General features: G+C 71.6%; 1 protein-coding gene (only partly in view). It reads left to right on the top strand.

Annotated elements, in window-relative coordinates; all coding sequences use genetic code 11:
• Positions 1-26,386, top strand: the 3' portion of a protein-coding gene (locus tag AB0O21_RS29005) for a hypothetical protein (RefSeq protein ID WP_365175816.1). Its footprint begins 6,725 nt before the window's first position; the window shows 26,386 of its 33,111 coding nt (coding positions 6,726-33,111); its start codon lies off the left edge, out of view; it ends in the stop codon at positions 26,384-26,386.

Genomic DNA, 26,386 nt, shown 5'->3' with positions numbered 1-26,386 from the left:
GGTCCACGGCATCTCCCTGGCGGACCTCAACCTCCTCTCGTCCCCGCCGGAGCCGGCCCGCACACCGGAGCCCATGCCGGAGTCCACACCGGAACCCACGCCGGAACCCGCCCGCACGCCGGAGCCCGGCTCCCGGCCGGACGAGGCCCCGCACGAGGCCGGCGCGACGGAGCACGCCCCCGTCGACCGCGTCGCCGAACAGGACGCCGCCGATGACCTGTTGCTCTTCGCGCCGCCCAGCCATCTCACCGACCCGGACTTCCGGCTGGCCACCGGCAGCGAAGGGTACGAGATCGTCGACGACACGCTGCTCACGACCATGCGGAACGAAGTCCTCGCCCTGCTGCCGCAATCCCTGCGTCGGCAGGCCGGCCCGGCCCTCGACCAGCGCCTGAGCGGCCTGAGTTCGGGCAACGACCTGCGCGCCGCGATCAGTGACGCGCTCGTCCTCCCCATCGGCACCGGCGCCGCCGCCTTCACCCTGATCCTCCGGGTCCGCCCGGCCGGATGGACGCAGCTGACCAACCCCCGCGGCGAAGTCCTCGTCGGGAACGAGGTGTTCGACACGGCCACGCGCGAGCTGCGCGAGGAGGACGGCGGGCGGCAGGCCCGGGTCCACGGGATGACCGACCGTCGCGCCACGCAGTTCGCCGCCCGCACCCGGACCGGAGCGACCGAACAGGACGCCTCCGTATCCGGTGTCCTCGGCCTGACCGGGCGCCTGCGCGGCCTCGGCGGGCTGCTGCGCGGCCCGTGGACGGCGGGGAACACGGCCGAGACCACCTACGCCGGCTCCACCGTGCTCGACCACCAGGGCGTCAAGCACTCCTCCTACCGGGCCGTGACCTTCCTGGCCGGCCTCGGCGTGGACGCGGTGGTCCTGCTGCCGGGCGGTGGCCGGGGCCAGTGGAACGCTTTGAAGGAGAACGCCCTTGTCATCAACGTGGCGCGCGAGTCCGCCCGTTCCCGGCCCCGTGGCGAGGACGGACCCGCCTACGCCACCTCGGCCTACTGGAGCCGGCAGACCGCCACCCGCGAGGCCGACGCCGACCTGCTGCGCACCGCGCTGGACACCGCCTCCCGGCAGCGGCGCGCGACCACGGCGGCCGCGCAACTCGACTGGCAGGCATGGGGGCCCGCGGACACCCCGGTCCCGATCGCCCCGGGCCCCGGTACGGGCACCCCGGCGCAGGCCGTGCGTCTGGGCAGCCGCGCCCACTTCGAGGTGATCCAGGGCGCCGCCGGCTTCCGGTCCGCCGTGTTCCGGCTTGCCGGGGCCGAGTTCACCGACGTGGGGCACCCCAGCCACGCCGTCCTCATGGACTTCGCTTCCTTCGACACCCTGGTCGCCGGCATGCACGACGCCACCGACGGGTTCTTCCGCTCGCCGGAGTACTTCTCCGCCGACGGGAAGCGGCACGGGCTGATCAGCGTCGCGGCCCGCCACGTGAACCCGAGGGTGGTGCGCGACGACGACTTCAGCCGCACCGAGTTCGAGCGGGCCCACCTCACGACCGCCGGACGCCAGCTCACCAAGACCGACCGGCTGCAGGTCGGCGGCTCCTTCAACTTCACGGCGGGCACCTCCCAGGTGCGGCTGACCGGCAACGCCGGGCTGACCGGCACCCGTACCGTCCGCACGAGCACGCCCGGGGAATCCGTCTCCGGGATGGACACGTCCAAGCTGATGCTCCACGAACGCTCCACGGTGGTCCGGTTCGACACCGAACTGACCCTCACCGACGAGCAGGGCGGCACCGAGACCGTCCCCCTCACCTCGTACGTACGGATGCTCGCCGCGGAGGTACCGGACGGCTGGCGCACGGAACCGGCCGAGGAGGTGGAGTCGCACGGCACGGAGCAGCGCGCCCGCACCGCCCCCGAGCGCCGGCTGGCGGTTCCGGACAGGTTCCGCGAGTTCCTGCCCGGAGCGGTGTGGATCGGCGACCTCGACCCGGACGGCCCCCGGCAGATCCTGCTGGGGACCCTGGCGCTGGTCCGGTCCGAGTTCCCCGGCTTCCTGCCGCCCGAGGGAACCGCCGGGCCGGGCCCGCGCGCGGACGCGGACACGTTGCGGCTCCACGGCAACCTCGCCAAGCTGACGGCGGCCTTGGGCGGCCAGCAACTGCGCGGCAGGCTCCCCGCCATGCTGAACGTCGGCGAGTCGGTCGTCCTGACCGGGCTGGACGACGGGCACCAGATCCACGTCACGGCACGTGCCACGTACGACCAGGCGGGCTCGGACAAGGTACGCACCCTCACCGGCGACATGGAGATCCTGAGCGCCTATGGGCATGACCTGACGACGACCTCCACGCGGGGGAACGCGCTCAGCGCCGCGGCCGACCTGTCCCTGAACATCGTCGCCGCCCAGAGCGGGCCGCTCGACGGAGTGGTGCCCCGGGGCAACGGCTCCCGGGCCCGGACCCGTACGCAGATCACCCAGAGCGGCCTCATGGTGCGCGCGGGCACGGGAGTGCTCGCGGAATGGATGACCGAATTCAGTACCCGGTTCACCGTCCAAGTCAGCGTGGAGCAGACGCTGCCGCTGCCCACTCCGGCGCCCGCCACCGTCGGGGGAGACACCCCGGCCGAGGAGATCGAGCTCGAGGGGCGACCCGTCGCCGGCGTGCGGTCCGAGCCGTCCCGGCAGGCATCGGGCAGCCGCATGCCCGGAGGCCTCGACGACATGGGGGACGACGAGGGCATCGAGTACGACGAGGCCGTCAAGGGCCCGCTCCCCGGCGGCGCGGACGTGGACGTGGACGCGGGCGTGGACGCGGACGGTTCCGGACAGAGCGACCACGATGCGGCGGACGCCGAACTTCCGCGCCCCGTCACCGCCGGAGCCGGCGCCCCGCCCCGCGAACTGCGGACGGTGCCGTTCACCTTCGCAGGCACCTTCGTCCTGCCCGACGAACTCCTCGACGAGACGCCGACCGACGGCGAGGAGCCTGTGCCGTCGGTGTCCCTGCGCTCCGAGGAGGGGCCCGACGGCCGGCCCGTCCGTGTCCCCACCGGACACGCCGACAGAGGCCTCGTGGGGACCCCCGACCCCACCGGACGCCTGCCCCTGGACACCCTGACGTACCTGCACATGGGGCCGGCGCTCACCGCGATCGAGTCCGGGCTCGCGAACCTCGGCGTCAGCAGGCTCCACGCGGTCGACCACGCCGCCCTGCGCGGGATCCTGCACACCCTCGGCCAGCGGCTGCCGGACTTCACCTCGGGATCCCAGACCCTCTTCCAGCGTGAGATCGGCACCCACTGGTCGGGCGCCCGGCAGATGGCGGCCGTCACCCTGCACGCCGAGGTCGTGGGGCTGAGCTCCATCGGCCCCAGCACCTCCCTCGGCTACGCCTTGTACGGGCACAGCGCGCGCAGTGTCGTCACCCGGAACAGGAGCAACGCCCTCACCGGCATGGGCGCGGGTCTGGAACTGCCCCTCGGAGTCTCCCCCGACGAGACCCTGCGCCTCCGCGGCGGCTACCAGTACGCCCAGGACACCCCCGAGACCTCCGTCGAGGGCCTGGTCGGCCGTACGGACACCCTCGACGCCGCCATCGGCGCCCAGGTGTGGAGCGACGCCCGGGTGAGGCTGCGGCTCGGCTTCTCCGTATGGAACGAGAGCGGCCTGCCCGAGCTGGTGGGCGGCGCGCTCGGCCTCAGCCGCTTCGGCGAACGGGCCGCGACCGGTGACGTGACCGTGGACGGCCTGATGATGTTCAACGCCGAGGACGCCGTCGCCCTGAAGCTCCTTCCGGAAGACCACCCCATGGCGGTCCCGCCCGAGGCCTCCGACGACCCCGAAGCTTCCAACGATTCCGCGGGCTCCGTAGCGCAATGGGTGGCACCCGTCGAGGAGGACGGCGCGCTCGGGATCACCCTGGTCCGTGACGTCCCCGACCTGCGGGCGTTCCTCGCGGACCGGGTGATGCCCTGGATGAGGGCCAACCTTGGGCGTGAGCACGCCGCGGCCGTGGAGCGGGAGTTCTTCAAGCTGGCCTCGCGCACCGGCATCCGCTCGTCCGTAGAGGCACTGCTGAACGGGTTCACCCTGCACGTCCCCGACCGCGACCTGGCCACCACCTCTGTCGCCGAGATCGTCCTCAAGGCGAACCTGCACGGTGCCGTGCCGCTGGGCACCACGGGCGAGGTGCGCCTGTGGGACCGGGCCGGGGTGGCGACCCGGCTGCTCCAGACCGCGACCGATGTCGTCTCCTCCCACAGCGCGCAGGGCATCGTCTCCGTGGCCAGCGAATCCTTCGCGCCCTGGGACGTGAACCAGGACGCCACGACCACCCTTCAGGGCAGCGGCACCCGGACCGGCGGCTTCCGGCAGTCGGTGGCCACCGAGCAGACCGTGCTGAGCGCGCTGCGCGGTATGAGCCTGCTCCGGCTGAGCGGACACACGGTCGGCATGTCCGTCGACATCCGCGTCCACCGCGCCCTGACGGCGGGGCTGCCGGTCCTGGGCTCGCTGCCCGGGGTGGTCCTTCCGGCGCTCGCACCCTCCGTCGGCGGGGTCCTGACCCACCACATCGGCCCGACCGACCTCTCCGGGCGGCTGACGCTCGCGTTCCCGAAGGAGATCGGCGTACGGTCCGACACCGGTGCACGCCCCCGCCCCGCACCCCGGATCACTCAGGTCGCCCACGTCCCGGCGCGTACCGGGCTGCCGCTCACTGCGCTGCTGCTCAGGGACACCGTGGTCTCCTCGGTCTCCGGGCTCGCGACGCTGCGGGACGCGGCCCACGGACTGCTGCGCGACCTCTCCACGGCGTCGCACTCCTGGCACGGCATGCCCATCTCCGCCACCGAGACACTGGAAGCGGTCTTCGGCCCGGCGTCCATGCCCGGCCGCTTCCTGCCGATGACACAGCAGGGCCTGGAGGTCGAACTGTCGATCCCGGGCGTCGTCAGCGACCTGTCCGGGGTGCTCACCGTCTCCGCGGACGTCCAGAGCGTCCACGCCGTGAAGCCCGGCGACATCACCGTGTCGGAAGCGACGACCCGGGCCTTCACCCGGTCGGGGAAGAAGGCGTGGAGCAACCAGTACCACGGGGTCTCGGTACGGGGAGACGTCGCTCTGCGCCTCAACCAGCGGCTGACCGGCCAGAACGAGACCAGGCGGACCGGGAACATCCACGAGGGGGTCACCGGCACCGGCACCCTCCAGACGACCTGGTTCGCGGAGACCGGCGGCGACCGCAACACCGCGGACACCGGCGAGAAGCGCAGCAAGCGCCCCTACCGGCTGCTGCGGACCGGCGACGTGGTGTGGACCCTCACCTGGCGGCCCGAACACGGGGCGCCAGGCACCGTGCAGGTCGTGATCCCCGACGGGGCGGTCCTCTACAGCCCCACCGCCGCGGCCCGCGCCCTGACCGTACTCCGGCCGATCACCCCGGCCCCGCAGCCGTACGACCTGACCCCGGCCCCGCCGGTCACCACCTCGACCGAGGCGGACGTGGAGCCCGACCCCGAGGAAGCCCCCGCCCTGCCGGCCACCACACCGCCCGGCCCGGCCCTGGAGACCATCCCTGAGTCCGCCGAGGAGGAGCAGGCCGCGGACGGCCCGGCGGAGGAGGAACCGCCGACCGAGGAGCAGCCCCCCGCGCCGGAGCGGCCCGCGCCCACCCAACCCCCGGCGGCCACACCCGAGGTCGTGCCGCCGGCCTTCGTCCGGGGCGGCGCCGTCGGCTCCATGACGGTGGAGACCGTACCGGTCTGGACCGAGCAGCGCGCCCGGCTGTGGGCCGCGGCGACCGCCCTCGGCCTGGACGCGGCGATCCGGCCGGAGGTGGAGGAGGCCATGGTCCGCCTCCTCCTGAACAACACCCCGGAGGCGTGGTCGGCCCTGTTCCGCGACGGCGTGCGGCTGGCCGTGGGGGACAAGCTCGTCTGGCTGCTGCCCACCCCCGCCGACCTCGCGGTCCCGGTGCCCGGCTCCGGGCCCGCCCCGGGCGCCCTCACCCGCTACCGCATCGCCTTCGGCTCGACCAGCTACAGCGGGGAGCAGTCGACGGAGACCAGCACGGGCCTGGAGTCGATGCTCCAGTTCGGCTTCCAGCTCGCCTCCGCCTTCGCCTCGGCCGCCACCGCGGGCGTACCGCACCTCGGTCTGTCCTTCGCGCGCGGCCGGTCCCGCAGCTGGGAACAGGAGGTCATCTCCGGTCTGAAGCCCCTCACCAGGGGAACGGCCGCCTTCGTCAGCTCGCTGCGGATCCAGGTCTTCCTGGACGGTGTCCAGCACAAGCACTCCGTCGTGGTGCCCCGCGACATCGGAGTGGAGTTCCCGAAGATCTTCTCGGCGCCGCCCGTGCCCCTACGGCTCGACTCGGTCAGTTCGCCCGCGGACATCCCGGCCGGCCAGGAGAGCGCGGCCGACCACACCCAGGGCACGCTGCACGCCCTCGACCTCGTCCCCGTCGTCGCCGGGATCCAGGCCAGGCTGCGCGGGGCGGGCCTTCGGCCCGACGCCGTGGCCTCGGTGTCCGCCGAGATCCAGAAGGCGGTCAGCGAGGCGGCCGCCCTGGACCGCAGCCGCTTCTGGTTCACCAGCGGCGACCACACCGCGCCGATCCGGCGCAAGCTCACCCGGTTCGCCGAGTTCCGGGGCCACATCAGGATCCGCGCGGAGGTCACCGGCGCCACGCTGCGCGAGGTGACAGAGGCCCTGCGCACCCGGGCCGACCTCGGGCTGGGCGCCACCCGCGGGCAGACCCGCACCGGTTCGAGCGGAGCCTCGCTCTCCTTCGGGAACTCGGTGCTCGGACTCACCCACGACCCGGTCGAGGACCAGCCGCGCGGTGTGCTGCCGCTGGCCACGGTCACCCTCGGATCCATCCGGAGCGACGGCTTCTCCACCTCCGCCAAGGCCCAGAGCCACACCGTGCTCAACACCGCCGCGCAGGAGTACGCGCGGTACGACGCCGACGTGCGGCTCACGATCACCATCGAGTCCGACACCCACCCGGGCATCGAACCGGTGGTCCAGCAGACGTACGGCGAGATCGGCGTGCCGTGGCGGTACGGGCAGGGCGCGGCCGACTGGGAGACGCGCACCCTCGGCGCCGTCCGCACCCCGGGGCTCGACACCCACGCCAACCCCGGGAATCCGCCCGTCCAGGACACCGAAGCGGACCCGCGGCCCGAGGCCGGTCCCTCGCGGGTCCGGGACACGGAACCCGCCCCGGACCCGCAGCCCGAGCCGGTCCTCTCGCCCGCGCTGGTCGCCCTCATGCGGGCCGCGGGCCTGCCGAGTGGCGGCGGGCCGCGCCGGGCGACCCCGGCCCCGGCCACCGCGCACCCCTCGGAGCCGCTGCCCCTCGCCGCCCGGAGGGAGGCGGCCCAGGGCCTCGGATTCAGCACGGTCCTGGCGCTGCCCGGCTCGGAGTCCGTGCTGGAGGAGCTCACCGAAGCCCTGCGGACCATGGCGGGCGCCAACCAGGTCACGGCTTCCGTCCTGCACCGCCTCTCCGTCTTCTTCGGCACGCCCGCCCTGGAAGGCTCCCTGGCCGACCTGCTGGTCGGACGTACGCACGTACTGCGCCTGAACGGCAAGCAGTACCGGCTGGGCGTCAGGGCGACGCTCGGACGGCGGCTGGGCGGCGCCGACTACCCGATGACCGTCAACACCCGGGCCACGGCGGCCTGGGGACTCACCGGGAGCATGTCCAACCGGTGGAGCGTCTCCGGGAGCCTGGGCGCTGCCCTGAGGGTCCCCGCGGGCACCCGGCTGCGCCTGCAACTGGGGGCGCTCCGGGGCCGCTTGCAGTACGACCGGGAACGGGGCGACGAGCTCGTCGGCACGGTGAAGGAGACCAACCGCCACGAGACGGGCGGCCAGGTCCACCAGGGGAACTACGAACTCCACTGGGAGCTTGCGGTCCACCGGATGTCCGGGGCGGGCACGGTCCGCCAGGGCAAGGTGTGGCAGGTCGACAGGCCGGGAGGGACCTCTGCGCAGGTCCTCCTGCCGAAGGTGTTCGCACCCCCGACCCCGTTCGCCCCCGGCGTCCTGGGATCCGTCGGGACGGTCACCCGCCACGACGACGCGCCGGCGGACGTCGCGGGGGAGGTCCGCGCCGATTTCACCACCAGCGGCTCCTCCGGCGTACGCCCGACGTTCCTCGCGGTGCGAGACCTCGGGCGGAACATCGCGGAGGTATACCAGGGGCTGAACGAGATGCCGGGGGAGTGGCTCGCCGATCCCGCCCTGTGGCCCGAGGAGTTCCTCGAGGCGACCGGCCCCGACACCCTGGCCGCGTACTTCGGCGCGCTGACCTCCTCCGAGGGCTTCGAGGTCGCCCTGCCGGACCGCGACGGCTGGAAGCAGCGCCTGACGCTGCGCATGGCCGCGTACAACACCCGTAACCAGGGGGCGACTTCGGACCCCGTGGAGCTCGAGCAGTACAGCCAGCTGACCTCGCGCCGTGCCGTCGAGAACGGCAATGCGGTCACCGGCGCCCTGGCGTTCCAGCTCGGTCCGCAGGGGAGTTGGGGCCGAGACGAGGCACCGGAGGTGGACGAGGAGGAGGGCTCCCCGGAGCAGGAACAGCACGGCGGCGGCGCCACGAAGAGCCGCGCGGCCGGCATCCTCCAGGTGACGGGCAGCGCGGTGCGCGGGACTTCGCGCAAGACGGCCGACGGCATGATGAGCATCAGCCGCGCCACGTACGGGGGCACGAAGGACCGGCTCACCGCGGACCCGGTGTTCCACGTGCGGCTCGATCGCCGCAAGGGGACCCGCACCGAGGCTGCGGAACGGTGGCTGAGGGTCGACGGTGGGCTGGAGATGCTCACGCCGTCGTGGCGTGCGGCGGAGATCCTCCGGCCGGCACCGGCACCGGCACCCGAGCTCGCCCCGACGCACACCTACGCCGGCCAACTGCTGCGCGTCGGCGTTGCGCACCCCGAGGTGTTCCGCGCGGACGGCGTGCTCGGCGAGATCCAGCGGCTGCTGTCCGCCCGAGGGGTCACCTCCCCGGGCGTGCTCGACGCCGTGCGCTCCGCGTTCTCCCCGCGCGCGCTGGCCGCCCAGGTCCCTGCCCTGCTCGGCTCGGGAGTACTGCGGGTGATCCCGAAGCCCTCGTCGTTCGGCACGACCGAGTACCTGGCGGTCAGCGTGCGCATGGAGTCCGTGGCGGCTGCCTACGAGCAGGCGGACCGCCCCGACGTCGAACTCACGGGCCGCGCCCAGGGCTCCTCCGAGGTGGCGGACGACGCGACGACCGGATACTCCCTGGGAGGCGAGGTCGGGATCAGGCTCCGGCTCGCAGACGACGGCTCCTCGAGTCACGGGCACGGCGGCTTCGAGGCGATCACCGGTTACTCGCGCAGCCGCGGCGCCGGCACCACGAGCTCGACTTCGGAGCTGGACATCCACCGGCTGGCGGTGGGCGGGGCCACGGCCTTCACCCACGCCTTCACACTGCGCGTCGGCATCAGCATGTCGAAGCAGCCCATGGAACTCGTCTCGGCGCCGATCCGCCTGGTCACCGGCGCGTTCGACGCGGCGATGGGCACGCCCCTGCTGGCCAAGGGCCTTGGCCTGCCCTTCAACCCGACCCTGGGGACCGGCCTCGGCAGGTACGCGGAATGGAACGACTCGGCGACCACCGAAGGCTCGATGCGCCTCCTGGTCCCCACGCGGTTCACCGTACCGACTCCGCCGCCGGGGCCGGACACGACGCCGACGCCTTTGATCCACCGGCCCAAGGGCGACAATCCGCGCTGGGTCGATCCGGCGCCGGAGGGCGGTGGCGAGACCGGGGAGCGGGCGCCCGCCGACCTCGCCGACCTGCTCGCGGACCACTTCATCCCGCTCGACATACCCGCGGCCCACGCCGTGCAGCAGTGGGCGAGGTACGCCCCCGCGCCCGTGGGCCGGCGCCCCGACCTCGCCGCGATCGCGGCGGACGAGGGCTCCGGGCCGACCCCGTCCGAGCTGACGACGATGGCCGGTCTGCGGTACGCGCACTCCACCAGCGCCGAAGTGATGCGGCCGCGGCTGGAGGACCTGCTGCGCGGCAGCTACGAGGTCCCCGTGGGGAACACCACGCGGACGGTCCGCTTCGAACTCTCCCACGTCCGGCGGTTCGGGCCTTCGGCGGGCACCGACCTCACGGCCCGGCGCTACCAGCAGTCGGACAGCTCCGCAGAGGCGTCCACGCACTTCTCCTCCGGCGTGGAGACCACCCTGGGGCCGGACGGCGGCGGAGACTCGGACGGCGTACGGCTCTTCGAGCGGCTCGTGGGCTCGTACGGCCGGTCTACGGGCGAGGACACCTCCGGCGGGCAGAGCCGTACGGAGGAGGCCAACGCGGTCTCCCAGTCCGTCTACGGCGGACTGGAAGCGGACCTGACCGTCACCGTCGGGGGAGTGCTGCGCTTCGACGTCCCCGCCGGTCTGCACGTGCTGATCCGGCTCGACGACAAGGGCCGGATGGTCGACGAGACCGTCGACGGCCTGCTGTCGGCCCTGGCCGACGACACCGAAGACACCGAAGACACCGACGAGACCGACGGGACTGACGGGACCGAGACGGCAGGCCCGTCCCGGCAGCCTTCCGAGAAGTCCCTCGGCAAGCGCCGGTCCACGGAGAAGGCCGGCTCCGAAGAGGCCGACGCCTCCGAAGTGCGCGAAGAATCACAAGAGCCGGAAGAACCCGAAGGGTTCGAGGGAGCGGACGAGCTGAGCCCGGCAGCCGTGGAGGCTCTCTCCCGGCTGCGCCGCGAGCTTCCCGACACCTGGCAGGAGCAGCTGGGCGATGCCTCGAGCCTGCTCGCCATGACCCTGGCGGAGACGCCGGAGGACCGGATCGCGCAGCGCGAGGCGATGGTGCTGACCGCCGCGGCCCTGCACGACACGCTGCACGAGACGGTGGCCCTCGTCGACCACCACAGTGCCCGGCGTGACGACAAGGGCGAGCCGCCTGCCCGGTCGACCGCCCTCCTCGCTGCCCTGCACGAGGTGCTCCGCGATCTGCCCGTCGGCCAGAGCCCCCGCAAGGGCGGCTCGCAGCCGTTCGGAGCCCCGGACTGGAACGGCATCGACACCCCGGGTGCCTCGGGCTCCGGGCCCCGCGTCCCCCTGATGAGCAGCGAACCCGCTCACCTGGCGGGCGAACTGGGCCCGGTGGCCCGGTCGGCGCGGAGGCCGGCGCACCAGGAGCCCGGCCTCGGCTCCCTCTCCGCGGCGAACCCCGTTCGCGTCTCGGAGAAGACCCCGACGGAGTGGATCCTTGACCAGGACGACCTGGACAAGGACCTCCTCTTCGCCCCGCCCGAGGCCTTCACCACTGCGACCCTCCGGCAGTCCGCCGGGGCAGGCACCTTCGACCTGCCGGACGGGGGCCTCCACACGGCCATCCGCGACGCGATCCTGGCGGCGGTTCCCGAGGCCAGGCGCGACGGCGTGGGGCGGGCGCTCGACGAGCGCTTCTCGGTGGAGAGCTTCATCAGTGAGTTGCCGCAGGCGATCGGCGACCGCCTCGTCCTCGGCCTGTACGTGGACGGCCGGCACATCGAGGCCGCCGTACGCGTCCGGGTGGGCGACTGGCGGCAGATCACCGACCCTCACGGCCGCCGCCTCGAAGGCACCGAAGACTTCCTCCCGCCCCTGGTGTCCGCGAAACGGGAGCCGCGCACCCGCCAGCTCTTCGAGTCGGGCGAGTCGGTGAGCAGCAGCCGGACCCGGGCCCACGGCCTAGGGCTGCCCGCCGCCATGATGCTCAACCACACGCTCGACGCGGTCCCGCACCTCAGCTCGGTCGCGGCCGTCTTCAGCTCGGCGCTCGCCGGGTACAGTGCGGCCTCGACGAGCACCGTCTCCTCCGGAGCGACCACCGCCCGCTACACCAAGGGCACCTACCGGGCCGTCGACTTCCTCTACGACGTGCTCTACGACGTCACCGTCCAGGCCGTCGGCGGGATCGGCGGATCTGCGGCGCCGAGGCACCACCAGGACGTCCTGGCAGGGGCGCTGGTCGGGCGGCACGACCGCCGGCTGCTGCCGAGCCGGCCCAAGCCCCTGGACGAACAGGTCACCCACGCGACCTCCGCCTGGTGGCACGCACCCGCGGCGGAGGACGGCGAGGCGGGACAGGACATCGGCACCCCTCTGCTCAGGAGGGCTCTGACGGCCCTGGGCGCGCACCGGGGGGACCGGAGGCACACCGCCCCGAACACCATCGCGTACCAGGAGTGGTGGCCGACCGGCCGGCCGCAGGAGGAAGCGGGCGGTACGGACCCGGCCGCCACCGCGGGCCCGGACCAGGTGAACATCCCGTTCCGCGTGCCCCGTACCTCGGTCGTCGAGTCCTTCGACCACACCGAAGAGCTGCGCCGCGCCGTGTTCTCGGTACTGCCCGACTCGATGTCGCGGATCGGGACGCCGGAGAAGGCCGCCATCGACGCCTTCACCGCCGTCCATTCGATCGCAGGTGCCCTCCACCGGGCCATGGCGGGCGGATACTTGTCCAACCCCTTCAACACCGACGCCGGAGCGACCGAGGCCGTGGAGCTGCGCACCGACTTCCACGGGGTGGAGCTCGTCACCGAGGAGGACGGCAAGCCCCGGGTCGACTGGATGATCCACATCGACACCGAGGACGTGAACGTCGACAACGTCGCCCACCGCAACAGCGGGAGCGACGCCCTGTCCCTCTCCGGGACGGCGCTGTTGGCCGCGGGCACGGGACGGTTCGGATCCACCGTGTCCCTTCCCGCGCTCGGGGGCAGTCGCTCGGTGGGGGTGTCGGACCCCGGGCAGCAGGCGGGCTCCGTGACCCTGCACAAGATCAAGCTGGAAGAGCCCACGGTGGTGCTCGCCGGACGCACCCGCACCACGGTCCGGGGCCGCGGCCGGACGGAGACCGTGGAGGGCACCGCTCGGGTGCGCATCCTCCTGCAGGACGCCGTGCGGCAGGGTCTGGTGGACGCACCGTCCGCTCCCCGCGCCACCGTGGACGGACCGCACGCCGGGAACGTCGAACTGCACGCCCGTACCTCCCCCGACCGGCGCCTGCGCTTCGCCCCGGCCCTGGGCGGCTGGCTGCCCCAGCTCAGCCGGGTCGACCGGGTGGACCACGACGACGCCGCGCGCCTGCTGGACCGGGTGCTGAGCGAGGTGCGCGCGGCGGCGCCGGACATGCTGCCGCCGGACGAGGCCGAGGCCAACCCGCCGGCGAATCCGCCGGCCGCCGTGGTCCGACCGGTGCGCGGGGTGAAGGCCCACGAGCACACCAACCTCATGACCATCGCCAACCTGGTGCGTCCCGAACCGCTCGCGGCACGGCTGCACGACATCGTCAACGGCGGGATCTCCGTCGTTCTGAGCAGGCCCGGACTCACCGGCCCGGAGGAGGTCGTCCTGAGCCTCTCCGGCACCTTCGATCCGGACGTCTTCCGCCACGAGGGGATGTGGGACGGCAACAGCGAGACGTACTACGGCGGTTTCTACGAGCTCCAGGGTGACCGTTCCACCGCCTTCTCCGTGGAGGGCGGCTTCGACGTACCGCTGAACTACGCCTCGACCCCCGACCTGTTCAGGTTCCGCGGCGCGGGCGGCCGTATCGCACCACGGCTGGGGACCAGCTGGGTGACGACCACCGGCGGCGGATTCTCCGTGGGCGGCGCCTCGGGCGGCGGATCGCGCTTCATGGCCGGTTTCGAGGGCGCGGTCCGTGTCGACGTCACGGTGACGCCGTCCCGTCGGCCCGCGCCGCCGCGGGCCCCCGCGCCGCGGCCCGCCGCGGTCACGGACGGCGGCGACACCATCGAGATGACGGCCGTCGGGCTCGCGACCGGCACGGCGGCGCAGGAGACGGCGCTGAACGCCGCGGAGGAGGGCCGGGCCGGACGGGACACCGGGCCGGTCGAGCTGAACCTGCGCCTGATGGTGGCCGACGACCTCCTGGAGGAGCAGGGTCCGGACGGGCAGTGGCACGACTCGGTCGGAATGACCTCGGAGCTCGATCCCGGCACGCGGATCGCCGGCCGTGAGCTCGGCCCGGAGCCGGACGAGGCCTCGCGCGACTACGAGCCGGACGAGGACGAACGCCCACCGCTGCACACCCTGTTCATGGCGGACACCAGCCGGATGCACACCACCGTGGACGAACTCCTCGCCGCACTCGACGTGGACCTGGAGCCCACGGAACGGGTCGGCCTGCACACGGCGCTGAACGCCATGGGCTCGCGCGTCGAGGACTTCATCGGCGGCAGCCACCCCTTCTGGACGCGCACCGTCGGCCGGGACTCCTTCGGTATGCCGCTCCGGCTCGAACTCCAACTCCAGGCGATCGTCAAGAAGATGACGACCAGGGGAGTCAGCGACACCTCGTACCAGTACGACCACACCCTGACGACGGCCTCGGTGAGCGACAGCGCCACCCGCGACCTGATCAGCTTGAGCGGATCCGTCGGTGTGAACGCCTCCTTCACCCCCGACCGCCGCCCCGAGGACTACGGCGGCTCCGCGGCGGAACGGAATGCGGCTACCGACAACTCCCTTACTCCAACGGCTGGTTATCGCTACGGAACGGGAGCGCCGCGCACCCTGTCGGTGAGCGCCGAGGGGCAGAGCGACCGGGTCGACATCGTCACCGGACGCCAGGAACACATACTCGCCCGGATGGAGTACCGGTTCGTCGCCAAGCTGTTCTCCCGGAGCCCCGTACCCCTGGGAGCCGATCCGGCCACCGCGCGTACCTACGGGGTGCGCACGGAGGAGCGCAGGATCAACGACGCGGCCGCCCTGCTCGTGATACCGGCCGGGCGCGCGGCGCGGATGCGCGAGCAGGGCCGCCGGCGCAGGGACGAGACGGGCGTGCCGGGTCCTTCGGCAATCTCCCCGGCGCCTTCGATGGCGGGCGCCGGCGCGCTGTTCCCCACCACGCACCCCGCCGACGGCCTGGGCCACGCGGTGCTGTACGACATCCCCGACCTCATGCCGGTCGTCCAGCAGGCCCGGAACACGCTCTTCCAGCAGCTGGACGCCGATCACGCCGAGCTCGTGCTGACGCGCCTGCGCGCAGCCCTGGCCACCCGGCAGGGCACCAAGGCCGCCATCGAGCCCATGGCCTCCGGCGTCTTCCGGGTCGTGGTGCCCTACCGGGGCGCCGTCTCCACGGCGCTCGCCGTGGTCACGGCCAGGATCGACCTCTCCAACCCCGTCCACACCGGCGACGCGGACACCCTCCACGTCATCGAGGGCAAGAACGTCCGCCGGGACGACGTCTCCCGCGGGGCCGCGCACTCCTGGTCCCACTCCGGCAACACCGGCTGGAACTACGGGCACACGGTCCACGACACGGACCAGCCCGTTCTGGACGGGGGCGGTGGCGTCGGCTTCGGCGCCACCTACGCGCAGGGCCGTTCCCTCGGCTCCTCCCTCGGCCAGACGCGCAGCTCCGGCATGCTGCACGTGGACGAGCACCCCGCCCTCGTCGCGTACGACGTCCGGGTCACGATCAGCCTCGACCACTACTGGGGCGCCACCGCCTCGACCGGCCTGATCGGCCCGGTGCTCTCGCTCGTCGGCAAGCACAACCGGCACGAACTCGTCGACACGAACCTGCGCGGGGCGCTGACCCTGGCGCACCCGCAGCAGCTGATGCAGCCCGGACCTCCAACGGGCACCGGCCGCCCGGCGCCGCGTACGACCCCCGCCCACGAGGCCCTGCCGCGCACCGGCCTGCGGCCCGAACCCGAGGACCTGACCGAGTCGTTCATCGGCACCATCGGCGGGCTGCGCGAACTCCTGACCCGGGCCGAGAACCTGCTGGAGGAGAATGCCTCCCCGGCACTCGGCGGCAACAGCTGGCACGGCGCCCGCGCCCACCTCGAGAGCCGCCTTGCCGTCGTGTTCAGCATGGCCTGGCTGCACCAGCGCGCCGTACATCTGCTGAGCGGCGGTACGCTCCGCGTCCCCGTCACGGTCCCGGGCATGTTCGTCAACGAGGGGCTCACCCTCATCCTGTCCCTCGACTACGAGCACCTGAGCAGCACCTCGACGCACGGAGCGGGCGGGGGGACCATCACCGGCACCATCGTCAAGGACTTCCGGCGCTCGCACCGCTCGGTCGGCGGCGCCGTCGACGCCGCCCTCGGTCTGACGGGCTCGGTATCGCTGCGCTCCGGCCTGGCCACCGAAGGCCCGGACGTCCTGCGGCCCGGTGTCACCGCGGAGGCCGGACGGACCCGGGCGACCGGACAGCGCGGCGGCGGCCTCTCCAGCATGCTGGAGAGCGGGGACAAGTCGATGGGCACTCTGGGCGAGGGACTGGCCGACTCGGACCAGCGGAAGTTCGTCCACCTCTCCGTGGGGCGGGCCCGCTGGAACATCGGCCTGGAGCGCTCGGGTGGAACCGGGGCCGGCGTCCAGGTCACGGTGGAGCAGGACGCCCTCACCTTCTTCGCGCCCGAGGAACGGGCCGCGCGGCTTCTCGCCCTCAGCCCGAGGGTCATCGCCGAGCACCTCGTCGGCTCGGAGCCTCCGGCGCGCGGCCTCCGGGACCTGATGCCGGGCGGCTGGCTGCCGGGTCCCGGCAGCGACACGGACACCGATTCGGACACGGACGAGCCGGGGCCGGCCCCCGAACGGGCTCCCGGGTCTGCCGGGCCGGGCCTGCCCGCCGCCGAGGCCCTGATCGACCTGCGTGCGGGCGGCCACGAGCAGGTGGGCCCCCGGGTGGAAACCCGGCACCTGCTGTGGGATGCGGACGATGCCGTCGCCCCGCTCGCTCCGGCGCCCTGGGGGGCCGACCGGGTGCGCCTCCTCCTTTTCGAAGCCGACGGCGGCAACCTGATGCTCCCCGGCCCGGACGGGTACTGGGAGTCGTACGCCCCCGACCAGGCGGCGGACCGTATCGCGGACCTCCTCACGAAGGCGGGAGACGGAGCGGTCCAGGAGGCGTTCGTCCTGGTCGGTGCGGGGGATGAGAACGGGCGGCAGGACCTCGCCGCCCACCTCTCCCACGGGATGCGCACACCGGTGTGGGTCGCAGCCACGCCGTCACGCCTGGAGGCCGGCCCCGACGGGATCGCCCGCGTCCGCACCGAAGGGGACGCCGAGTGGATCCGCGTCGACCCCCCACGGCCCGGGGCCTTCGGGGAGCAGGCCTTCATGGAGCGGTACGAGGACGGCCCGGCGATTGATCACGACCTCGAAGCGGAGGACGAAGCCGGTGACGTCGTTGGCTTCAGGAAGTTTCGGCCGCCGACGAAGGACGGCGTCGTCGACTTCGCTTTGAAGTCGATCGGCGAGCATGGGCTGGATCTTCCGCCGGGGGCCGAGACGGCGAAGGCGGAGCTGGAGCGGGCCGCGGTGGAGGGGCCGCAGGAGCTGGAGGCGTTGGCGCAGAGGCTGGCGCAGGAGACTCCGCCGCGGAGCCTCGAGGACGAGGGCCTGACGAACCTCTACCTCACCCCTGACCAGCTCGCTGAGCTGAGGACGAACGTCCGCGAGGCACTCTCCCAGGATCCGTTGTGGGCCCAGGTCAGTGCGGAGCGCCAGGACGCCGCGGTGGAACTGGTGACCCACGAGCACTGGTCGCATGGCCTCGCGGCAGCGGCGAAACTGGCCGACCAACTGCGGCACGAGGAGACGCTGCGGACGTCCCTGTCGGATCCGGCACTGCTCAAGGCTGAGTTGGAGACCGCGTACGAGGTCATCGAACAGCACTACGCGGGATGGTTGACGCTCAACCTCAGTGAGACCGAGCGGCACCAAAAGCTCATGCAGATCGCCAACGATCTGCATGAGTCCGGGAGCTCTCCGGACGCCGCCGTCGATCGTGCACGAAGGTGGAAGGCGGGCCATCCCGGATCGCTGACGACCGATACGTTCCAGGCGCGGGTGCTGCCCACCTCTGTCCCGCATGCCAGAGTGTTCGCGTTCTACGGCACCGACGACGGCGCATACCAGCCTGAGCGATGGGCGAGGCACAACCCCGACGCGCTGAACGCCGTGGTCCCTCAGATGTCCGCGGAGGCCAACCCCGAGACGGGTATGCACGACATCCTTGAGAACAAACGGCAGCAGTGGCGGGGCCCCACTGCCTATCTTGACCTGCACGCGTTTCCGGAGAGCTTCGAGCCTACGACGTACGAACACGGAAAGGTTCGGGTACCGCCTGAGACGATCACCAACCTGCTGGAGCAGATGCCCGAGTTCACGCAATTCGTGGACTTCTACAGGGCGCGCGAAATCGAGCCCAACATCGTCATCATCGGTTGCGAGGCAGGCCGGCAGACTTTCGAGGCGACCCTTGTGGCGCAAGCCGTCGCCGACGCTCTGAACAGCCCGAAGACCTACGCCGCGCCTTACCTCGTGGGCATTTATCCGTCGGGCCAGATCGCCGTCCTCACGGATGCCCCGGACGTGCCCGATGAGCCCTTCACTCAGTTCTCGGCAGCTTCGCCGGGGCGGAAGCAGGTATCCGTGGGGTCGCCGCTGTTCTCGGGGGCGGTCTCGCTGGACAGGCCCGGGAATTCCCGGATGCGTTTCCCGTTCGTTCCGGACGACATGCTCAAGCATCTCGTCGAGGAACGGACTCCGGGTGGCAGGCCGTTCATCGTTCACGCCAAGGGATTCGGTCCGCATGTGCAGGTCTATGACCCCGTCACGGACAACTACAGCCAAGACATCGATGAGAAGCAGTTGGCGCGGTGGATTCGCGAGACCCCGGACGTCTACGGGCAGCTGTATGTCGAGGGTCAGCCCGTTGTGTTGCTCTGGGACAACGCGGGCATGGGCGATGTGGCCGAGGTGGCGCCGGAGGGGACCGACAACGCGGGAGAGGTGCTCGAATGGACGCCGAGCATGGCGGAGCGCCTCGTCCCGGAGCTGAAGACCCCCGTCTTCGCTCCCTGGGGCCGGATACACCAGGGCGATTACAACGCCCAGTTCCAGCCGGTGATCGCAGTGGACCGCCCGGGCGACGTGGTGCGGACCGACAACACGGACTGGCGGCCTTGGAAGGTCTTCCAGCCTGCCGGTGACGGTTGGGTAAGTCCGCAGCCGTTGCCCGTACCGACGACGGCGTCGAGCACGGGATCGACCACGGCGCAGACGACGGGCCTACGCACGGAATACCTCGCGCCGTCCACCAGCCAGTCTCAGAGCTCCTCCCCGGCGTTCACTCCGCCGCAGGGGCCGCCTTCGCTCGACCCCAGGTCGGCCGAGTTGCTGCAGAGCCGAAACGTCCACCTCGACGAGAACGCGCCGCGCACAACGGGCTTCATCCCCCTGCCCGGACAGCGTTCTGCACACCCCCGGTACAACGACTGGTTCGGCTACGCATCCCAAGAGCAGATCGACTTCACGACGATCCAGGCCAACGCCGACGGCACCGTCGCGCCCCAGTACCGCTATGACGACAGCCTGCTCTTCTTCGACCTCAACACCGACAACCCGAGGCTCCTGAACCTCCTCTTCGCCAAGGGGCTCCCGGCGCCGAACAAGGGACCCCGGCCAGACCTCGAGACGTATCTGCTCGGCAGCAACGCCACGGGCTATATCGCCACCACCCGCTCCGACAGCATGCGCACCGTGCCGCAGGGCATCGGCGTCCGAGTGCTCATCGACGTCCTCGGCGGCTTCGACGTCGCGGCGACTTTCCCCGAGATGGCGTCGGCGGGCCACGAGAACACCGTGCTCCACCCGGCCGGCATCGCACCGGAGTTCATCGTCGGCGCGGAGATCGTGGCCGGCGCGGAGCTGGACAGCGCGACGGGCAGGTACACGACGCCGGTCAGGTTCCTCCCCAATCCGCACTACCAGCCCACGCACCGCCCGGCGATCACCATCGCCGACCAGCTGTCCGCCGGCAGCGTGCTCGACAAGCAGCTTCGGTTGCAGGACACAGAGCCGGAGGTCTTCACCGAGAAGTGGGCGGAGGCCGGCCTCATCCTCGAAAGGCACTTCCAGGACGGCCCCTCAGCGACTGCTCAGCGGGACTGGGCCCGGCCATGGGTGCTCCACGCCCTCCACACCTACGGCCCGGACGTCGCCGAGCAGGTGGCCGCACGGCTGAAGGACCGGCTGAGCTCCGCCCCTCCCGTCACCGCTGAGCAGATGGCGCAGCAGGCGCAGATGGCGGCTCGCGGCATCGAGCCGCACCCTGCCGAACGGCTGCATCCCCTGTCTGCCAGCGAGACCGGGTCCGACTCCGAGCAGCCGTTCCGTTCGGAAGCGACTGATGTGAACGTCGCCGACGTCACGCCCAACGAGGCCGAAGTGCCCGTAGCCGCGCCCTACCAGGCCGACGCGACGTTCACAGAGCGGGCCGAGCGGCTCGGCGCGGCGTTCGGTCCGCTGAACGGCACCGTGACGGAGATCGTCCCCGCTGACTCCGCCGTGCGCCGGAACCACCTGCAGGAGGCGATCGCCGAGCAGGTCCAGGCGCTGGAGCAGGCGCGCACGCAGGCGGATCTGGATGCCGTCGAGTCGCGGCTGGGGCAGCTGTTCTCCACGGTGGAGGCGTGGCGGGACGCGCGTAAGGCACATCCGTCGCAGATGGCCGGGCAGACGGCGTTGCCCGGCGAGTTGCTGGACCGGCCGCGGTGGTACGTCGATCTGGTGGCCCGTGTCGTCGAGACGGTGCCGGGCCTGACGTCACTGCCGTCCCGGGCGCATGCGGGGACGGCCGACGGCGACGGCGATGCCCCGCGGTGGTACCGGATGCAGGCCCGCGAGGCGCTGAACGCGGCGATGAACAAGGCGGCGGCGGCGTATGCGCAGGCGGCGGCCCAGGTCGCCGCTGCCACGGGCAGCGATTACATCACCTCCGCCGACCCGTTGGGCCAGGATGCGGCGTCGATCTTCCCGGACGCCGGGCAGCAGGCGTCGTTCGAGCGATCGGTCGAGCACCTGAGGAAGGCCAAGGAGGCTCTGGAGGGCCTGCTGGAGGAGGTGGGCGAGCAAGTCGCCGCCCGCCAGGGGCTCACGGCGTGGGACGACCCGGGCGTGCGCCAGGACTGGGCGCCGGAGGCGACGTACGCGCCTCCGAAGCACATGACGGGCGACGAGGCCGTGCTGGGCACGGAGGTGCCCCAGTGGATCAGGGCGGAGACGATCGAGCGGATCCGCTCCGAGATCTGGGGGATGCTGCCGAAGCATCTGCAGAGCGACGCCAACAGGAAGCTGATCGATCGGCACACCACGCGTGAGGCGCTGACGCGCAACGCCACATCGCTGATCAACGACAGTCACAGCTTCACCGTGCAGGGCCACGAGGTCCACGTCGGCCTGGGGTTGAAGACGTGGCGGCAGCTGTCGGACGCCATCGAGATCCGGCTGAGGGAGACCGGTCAGCGGCGCGGGGCGATGGGGCGCAATTACGGGCACGGCTACTTCGCGGACGCCAACCTCAACGTCGCCTGGGCGGTGGAGGAGATGGCGGGCCGCGAGCCGTTCCAGATGGACGCGATCGAGGACTACTCCGGCTTCCTGACGATCGTCACCGGTGAGCACGTCGAGACCAACAACATCAAGGTGACCGCCACGGAGGAGAAGACCGTCAAGAACTCTTCCTACCAGTCGCTGCTGTTCGCCTATGACGCGGCAGTGAAGGTGCGGGTGGAGGAGCCGCAGCAGAAGATCTGGTTCTCGCGGCTGCGCGGCGGGGACCCGGAGCCTCGGGTGTGGCGCAATGAGAGCCCGCCGACGGTGGCCGACGCGATCAACATCTTCTCCTCGGTGGAGAACGCGCGTCCCCTCAACGACGCGGCCGCGGCCGGACAGAAATCACGACACGTGGTGGAACAGGACGTGCCGGTACGGGTGCGGGCAGAGTACGCGCCAGACCATGTGACGGGGACGCATCCCACGGTGGCGTTGCCGTCGAATTCAGCCGTCGAGGCGTTCCCCGGGGCGCGCGGGCTGAAGACGCGGATCCTGGATCTGGCGGGTGACCTGGCACAGCCCGGCTCGGCGGCCCGCCGCCGCCTCGAGGCGCAGATCGGCTACGTCGGTTTGAAGAACATCGTGCACCTGGCTGCCCGCGAGCAGGGGTACGACCTCACCTTCGGCGACCACGACGGTCGCACGCCGGTCTCGATCAACGTCAAGCTGAAGCCCAAGCGGCCGCAGGTGGTGATCGAGAGCGACACGGCCACGTGGATGGACGTCGACGACCGGGTGACGCGTCTGGTGGAGTGGGCGTTGGCGCACGAGGACTCCATGGACATCCCGCCCAGCCTGACGCTTTTCGCCCTCGACTTCGAAGTGATGGCCGGCGACTCGCTCACGCCGTGGCTGTGGTTCTGGGCCAGCCTGGACGCCGAGGCGGCCCACAGCGGAATGGGGATGACCACCACCGCGATGCACGGCATCCGGTACACCGGCGAGCCGACCGCCGTCACCGAATTCGCGGTCGAGGCCCAGCTCAGCCGCAGCGACCGACCGCAAGACGCCCCGGTCGACGCGTCGCTGGGCCCGCTGTGGCTGCGAACGCTGCGCAAGGACGCCACGCAGTGGGCGGAGCTCCCCGAGCCCGAGACGCAGGGCGGGGAAGCGGCTCCGGAGCTGCGGCTGGACGAGGGCATCGGCCTGGAGTTCGGCGCGCTGCACCGCTTCTCCGAGCTGGAGGGCGCGGACGGCCTCCTGGAGCGGGCCACCACCCTCCTGCGGGAGCAGTTCCCGGGGATCCTGCCGAACCAGGAGACGTCGCGGGAGGGCTGGACCGAGGGCGCCCTGGGCCACCTGGTGGACAACAAGTTCGCCGGGACCAATGAACAGCAGCTCAAGAAGGGGCTGCACCCGGAGACGCTGCGCACCCACCAGCACGAGATGTTCTCCTCCGGCGGCTACTCCTTCCCGTTGTCGAAGCACAACGCCTTCGGGCGGTTCGGCGAGGACGTCATGGTCCGCGTCCGAGCCGTGCGGGGCGAGGTGCATGAAGACGGGACCATCCGTGCCGACGTCCCGGAGATGTCCGCCTGGCTGCCCGACTCCGAGCTGGACGTCAACCACACCGAAGAGCAGGACAACCTGCTCAGCGTCGCGACCATCCTGGGCCTGTGGGCCGGACCCCAGGCCACGTACCGCATCAGCAAGGCCGCCGGCGGCCCCCTGGAGGGGTTCGACACCAGGCCGATGCTCCACGGGCGGTACGTCAACACCAAGGGCATCACCGCCGGCCAGGCCACCTACGGTCTCCAGGGATTCGCCATGGACGGACTCGCCGAATTCACCGGCAAGACCGTCCTGCTCCTCACCGTCGAAGGCGTACGCCCATCGGCCGACGAACCTGCGACCGCCGACACCACCCCGGCGCAGGAGGGGAACGACGCCCAGGTGGACGGTCCGCAGGATGGGCAAGGCCGGGTGGAGTCCATGCCGGGCACCTGGCCGGGCAGCGAGGATCTTTACAAGCCGCTGCCGCCCGCGCTCCCGGAAGTGCATGCCGCCCCGCCGGTCCAGGCCTCCTACAAGGTCATCGTTCCCGCCGATATCACCTCCAAGAAGGTGATCGACCCGCTCACACATGAGGAGGTGTGGGTTCCCTACGGCGCCGACGACTTGAGGGCGGAGGAACTGGTCTGGCCCGCGGCCGGCAACGCCGGGGTGGGCACGGGCCAGAGCCCGGAAGAAGGCGCGCGGGAGTTTCCGCTCGAGATCTTCGTCGAGGCGACCGGTGACGGCGTGACCGCCGAGATCGTCTCCACGTTCCAGGAGCTGGGCAAGGACTTCCATCTCCACATCTCGCCGCACACCCGTACCGGCATCGAGCAGGCCGTGGCAGCCGCCGTGGTGGCGATGCCCACCCTCCGGCAGCGCCCGATGAAGATCTGGAAGGGCGAGCTCGCACACCAGCTGACCCTCGAATGGGCGACCACCGGCCACAAGGTGCACGGCTCCGTCGAGCTCCAGGCCGTGGTGGAGCAGGTCAAGACCATCGCCGTGCCGAAGAGCTTCGGCACCTACAACGACATGGGCGCGATCACCGCCGCCGAGGTCTCCCGGGAGACCACCACCGGCTTCCTCGCCGGACTGCGCCTGCGCCTGCCGTTTTCGCTCGGCGAGCCGGTCATGCCCCACCAAGAACCGGACGCGCACACTGCGAGGGGCGAGGAGTCGGAGCAGGGCCACGGCGGCGAGGAGTCCCATGCGCCGGAGCCGTACCAGCCGTGGCAGCTGATGTTGCAGCCGCAGCTCACCTACCGGCGGGAGAACACCACCGGGCAGACCACGGGCCGGGGCGGCAACATCGGCCGCGGCAACATGGAGGTCAGCCCGATGGCGGTCGGGCGGGCGACGGTCCGCTTCATGGCCACGGTCAAGCTCTGGCACACCAACCGGCTGGAGACCTACGGGGAGCGGGAGACCACCGGCGAGGTCGTGGGCCACGGCCGGGCGGTGATGACCGCGCTGCAGGCCACCGAGCTCGGGCTGATGCCCGAGCACCTCCAGGTGCACCGTGACACCTCCGTTGCGTACGAGCTGCCCGAGGAGCAGGTCGGCTCGCTCCAGGCCGAGTCGGTCTACCGGGCCCCGGACATCGGTGTGCTCACCGACGCCGTCCACGAGAGGATCAAGGCGGAGTACGACGAGCACACCGCCGAGGTGGTGCTGGACGAGGTCGGGAAGGTCCTCGGCCCGTTGAACACCGCGGCCGCCATGGAACTGCTGCCCGACGGCCACACCATCACCGTCCCGGTCACCCACCGGGCGCACATCGTCGTCGAACGCGCCGGCATCGACGTGCCGACCTTCCTCCCCGTCAACCGCACGTTCCACGTCGAGCTGAAGGCCGAGCTGTCCGACCCGAAGTTCACGGGCCTGGTGCCCCACAACCGACACGGCCTGCGGCACGGCGCCGAGACCTGGCAGGGAGAGAACAGCAAACGGGCCGCCCGCCACGGCGTGGACTTCGTGCGGTTCTGGTACGGCTACATGCCGTACGCCAAGACCGTCAACAGCTGGTGGAACAACTTCAACCTCACCCACTACGGCCAGACCGCCCGCAAAGCCGCGCTCACCGAGGGCCAAGAGACCAGCATCGGCACCACGCTGGACCTGGCCGACTTCAAGACCGGCGAGTTCACCCGCACCGTCACCTGGTCCGCGAAGATCACCGAGGAGAGCGCACCGAGCGCGATGATCGACGCCGCCACCCTGGGAGCCCTTCAAGGGGTGCGCGCGTACGACGTCAACCCCGGCCAGACCGGCACGCTGATCACCCGTCACGACCTGAACATGCTCCGACTCAAGGGCGCTCCCGAACCGGTCGCGGCCCCCGAGCCCGAGACCGCTGTCGACACCGCCCCGGCGCGGCCCGTCGTCGCCGCCGACCCGACCGACACCGCCCAGGACGCGCCCGACCTCGAAGCCGGTCTCGTACGACCCACGACCGACCCGGCACAGAACCCCGACACCCCGACCGCGGAGAACACCGCGCCGACCGACACCCCCGACGGCGACGAGCTCGTCGCGCCCAGTTGGGACCCCAAGCTCCCCCGGATCGCCACCAGGCCGCTCGATGTGGACGCGCCCCTGTCCTCCGTACGCGAGGGCCTGGACTTCGCCGGCGCCGAGGAGGCCAAGCCCGGGCTGCTCAACGCCGTCCAGCCGCTCGGCTTCTCCGGCCTGCCGGACCTGCGCGAGAAGATCTCCCGACTCGTCCTGCCACCCGCCGCGCTCTACCCCGCCAAGATTCACGGAACGGGAGACTTCTCCTCCTACGTCTCCGCCCTGTGGCAGAACTACGTCTCCAACCCACCCCCCGGCTCAAGCTGGTTCAACCCGAGAATGAACCTGCTCCGGCAGGCCGGCGCGGTCGTCAACAAGGCCTTCCTCGGCCCCCACTTCAAACAGCTGGTCACCGACGGCGTTGCCGTCGAGATCGAGGTGCCCGGCCGCTTCTCCACCCTCAAAGCCGACCTCGAGCTGATGATGGACGTCCTCGAAGTCCACGAGGGCAACCGCACCGTCAACGAGGCGATGCTGAAGAACTCCCTCGCCAGCTCCTCGAAAGCCGGCTTCAACACCGAGGTCCTCGAGGGCTTCTACGCGGGAACCTGGCTCCAGCTCGCGGGACAGCTGGGGCCCTTCGGCGAACACGACAACGTCGGCCCCATGCTGGGCCTGGACCACCTCGCTTGGGCAACCGAAGAAGCCCCCTTCAGTGCCCAGAACGCCGAAGTCACCGGCCTGAAGACCACCGGCCGCGACCTCACCCTCCTCCACCTCGACGTCAACTGGAAAGCCGCACTCACCCCGCACAACCCCACCGCCTGGTGGAACCCCGGCAACTGGCTCAACCCTCACACCTACCAGCACAAAAAGCGCGAACTCTTCGAGAACGACCTGCCACGCCGAGTCAGCGTCTGGGTGCCCACCGAACTGAAACACCACCTCCTCAACCTCAGCTGA

It is taken from the genome of Streptomyces sp. NPDC091371 (assembly GCF_040684275.1).
GTDB lineage: Bacteria > Actinomycetota > Actinomycetes > Streptomycetales > Streptomycetaceae > Streptomyces.
This window is presented reverse-complemented; position numbering and strand designations above follow the sequence as displayed.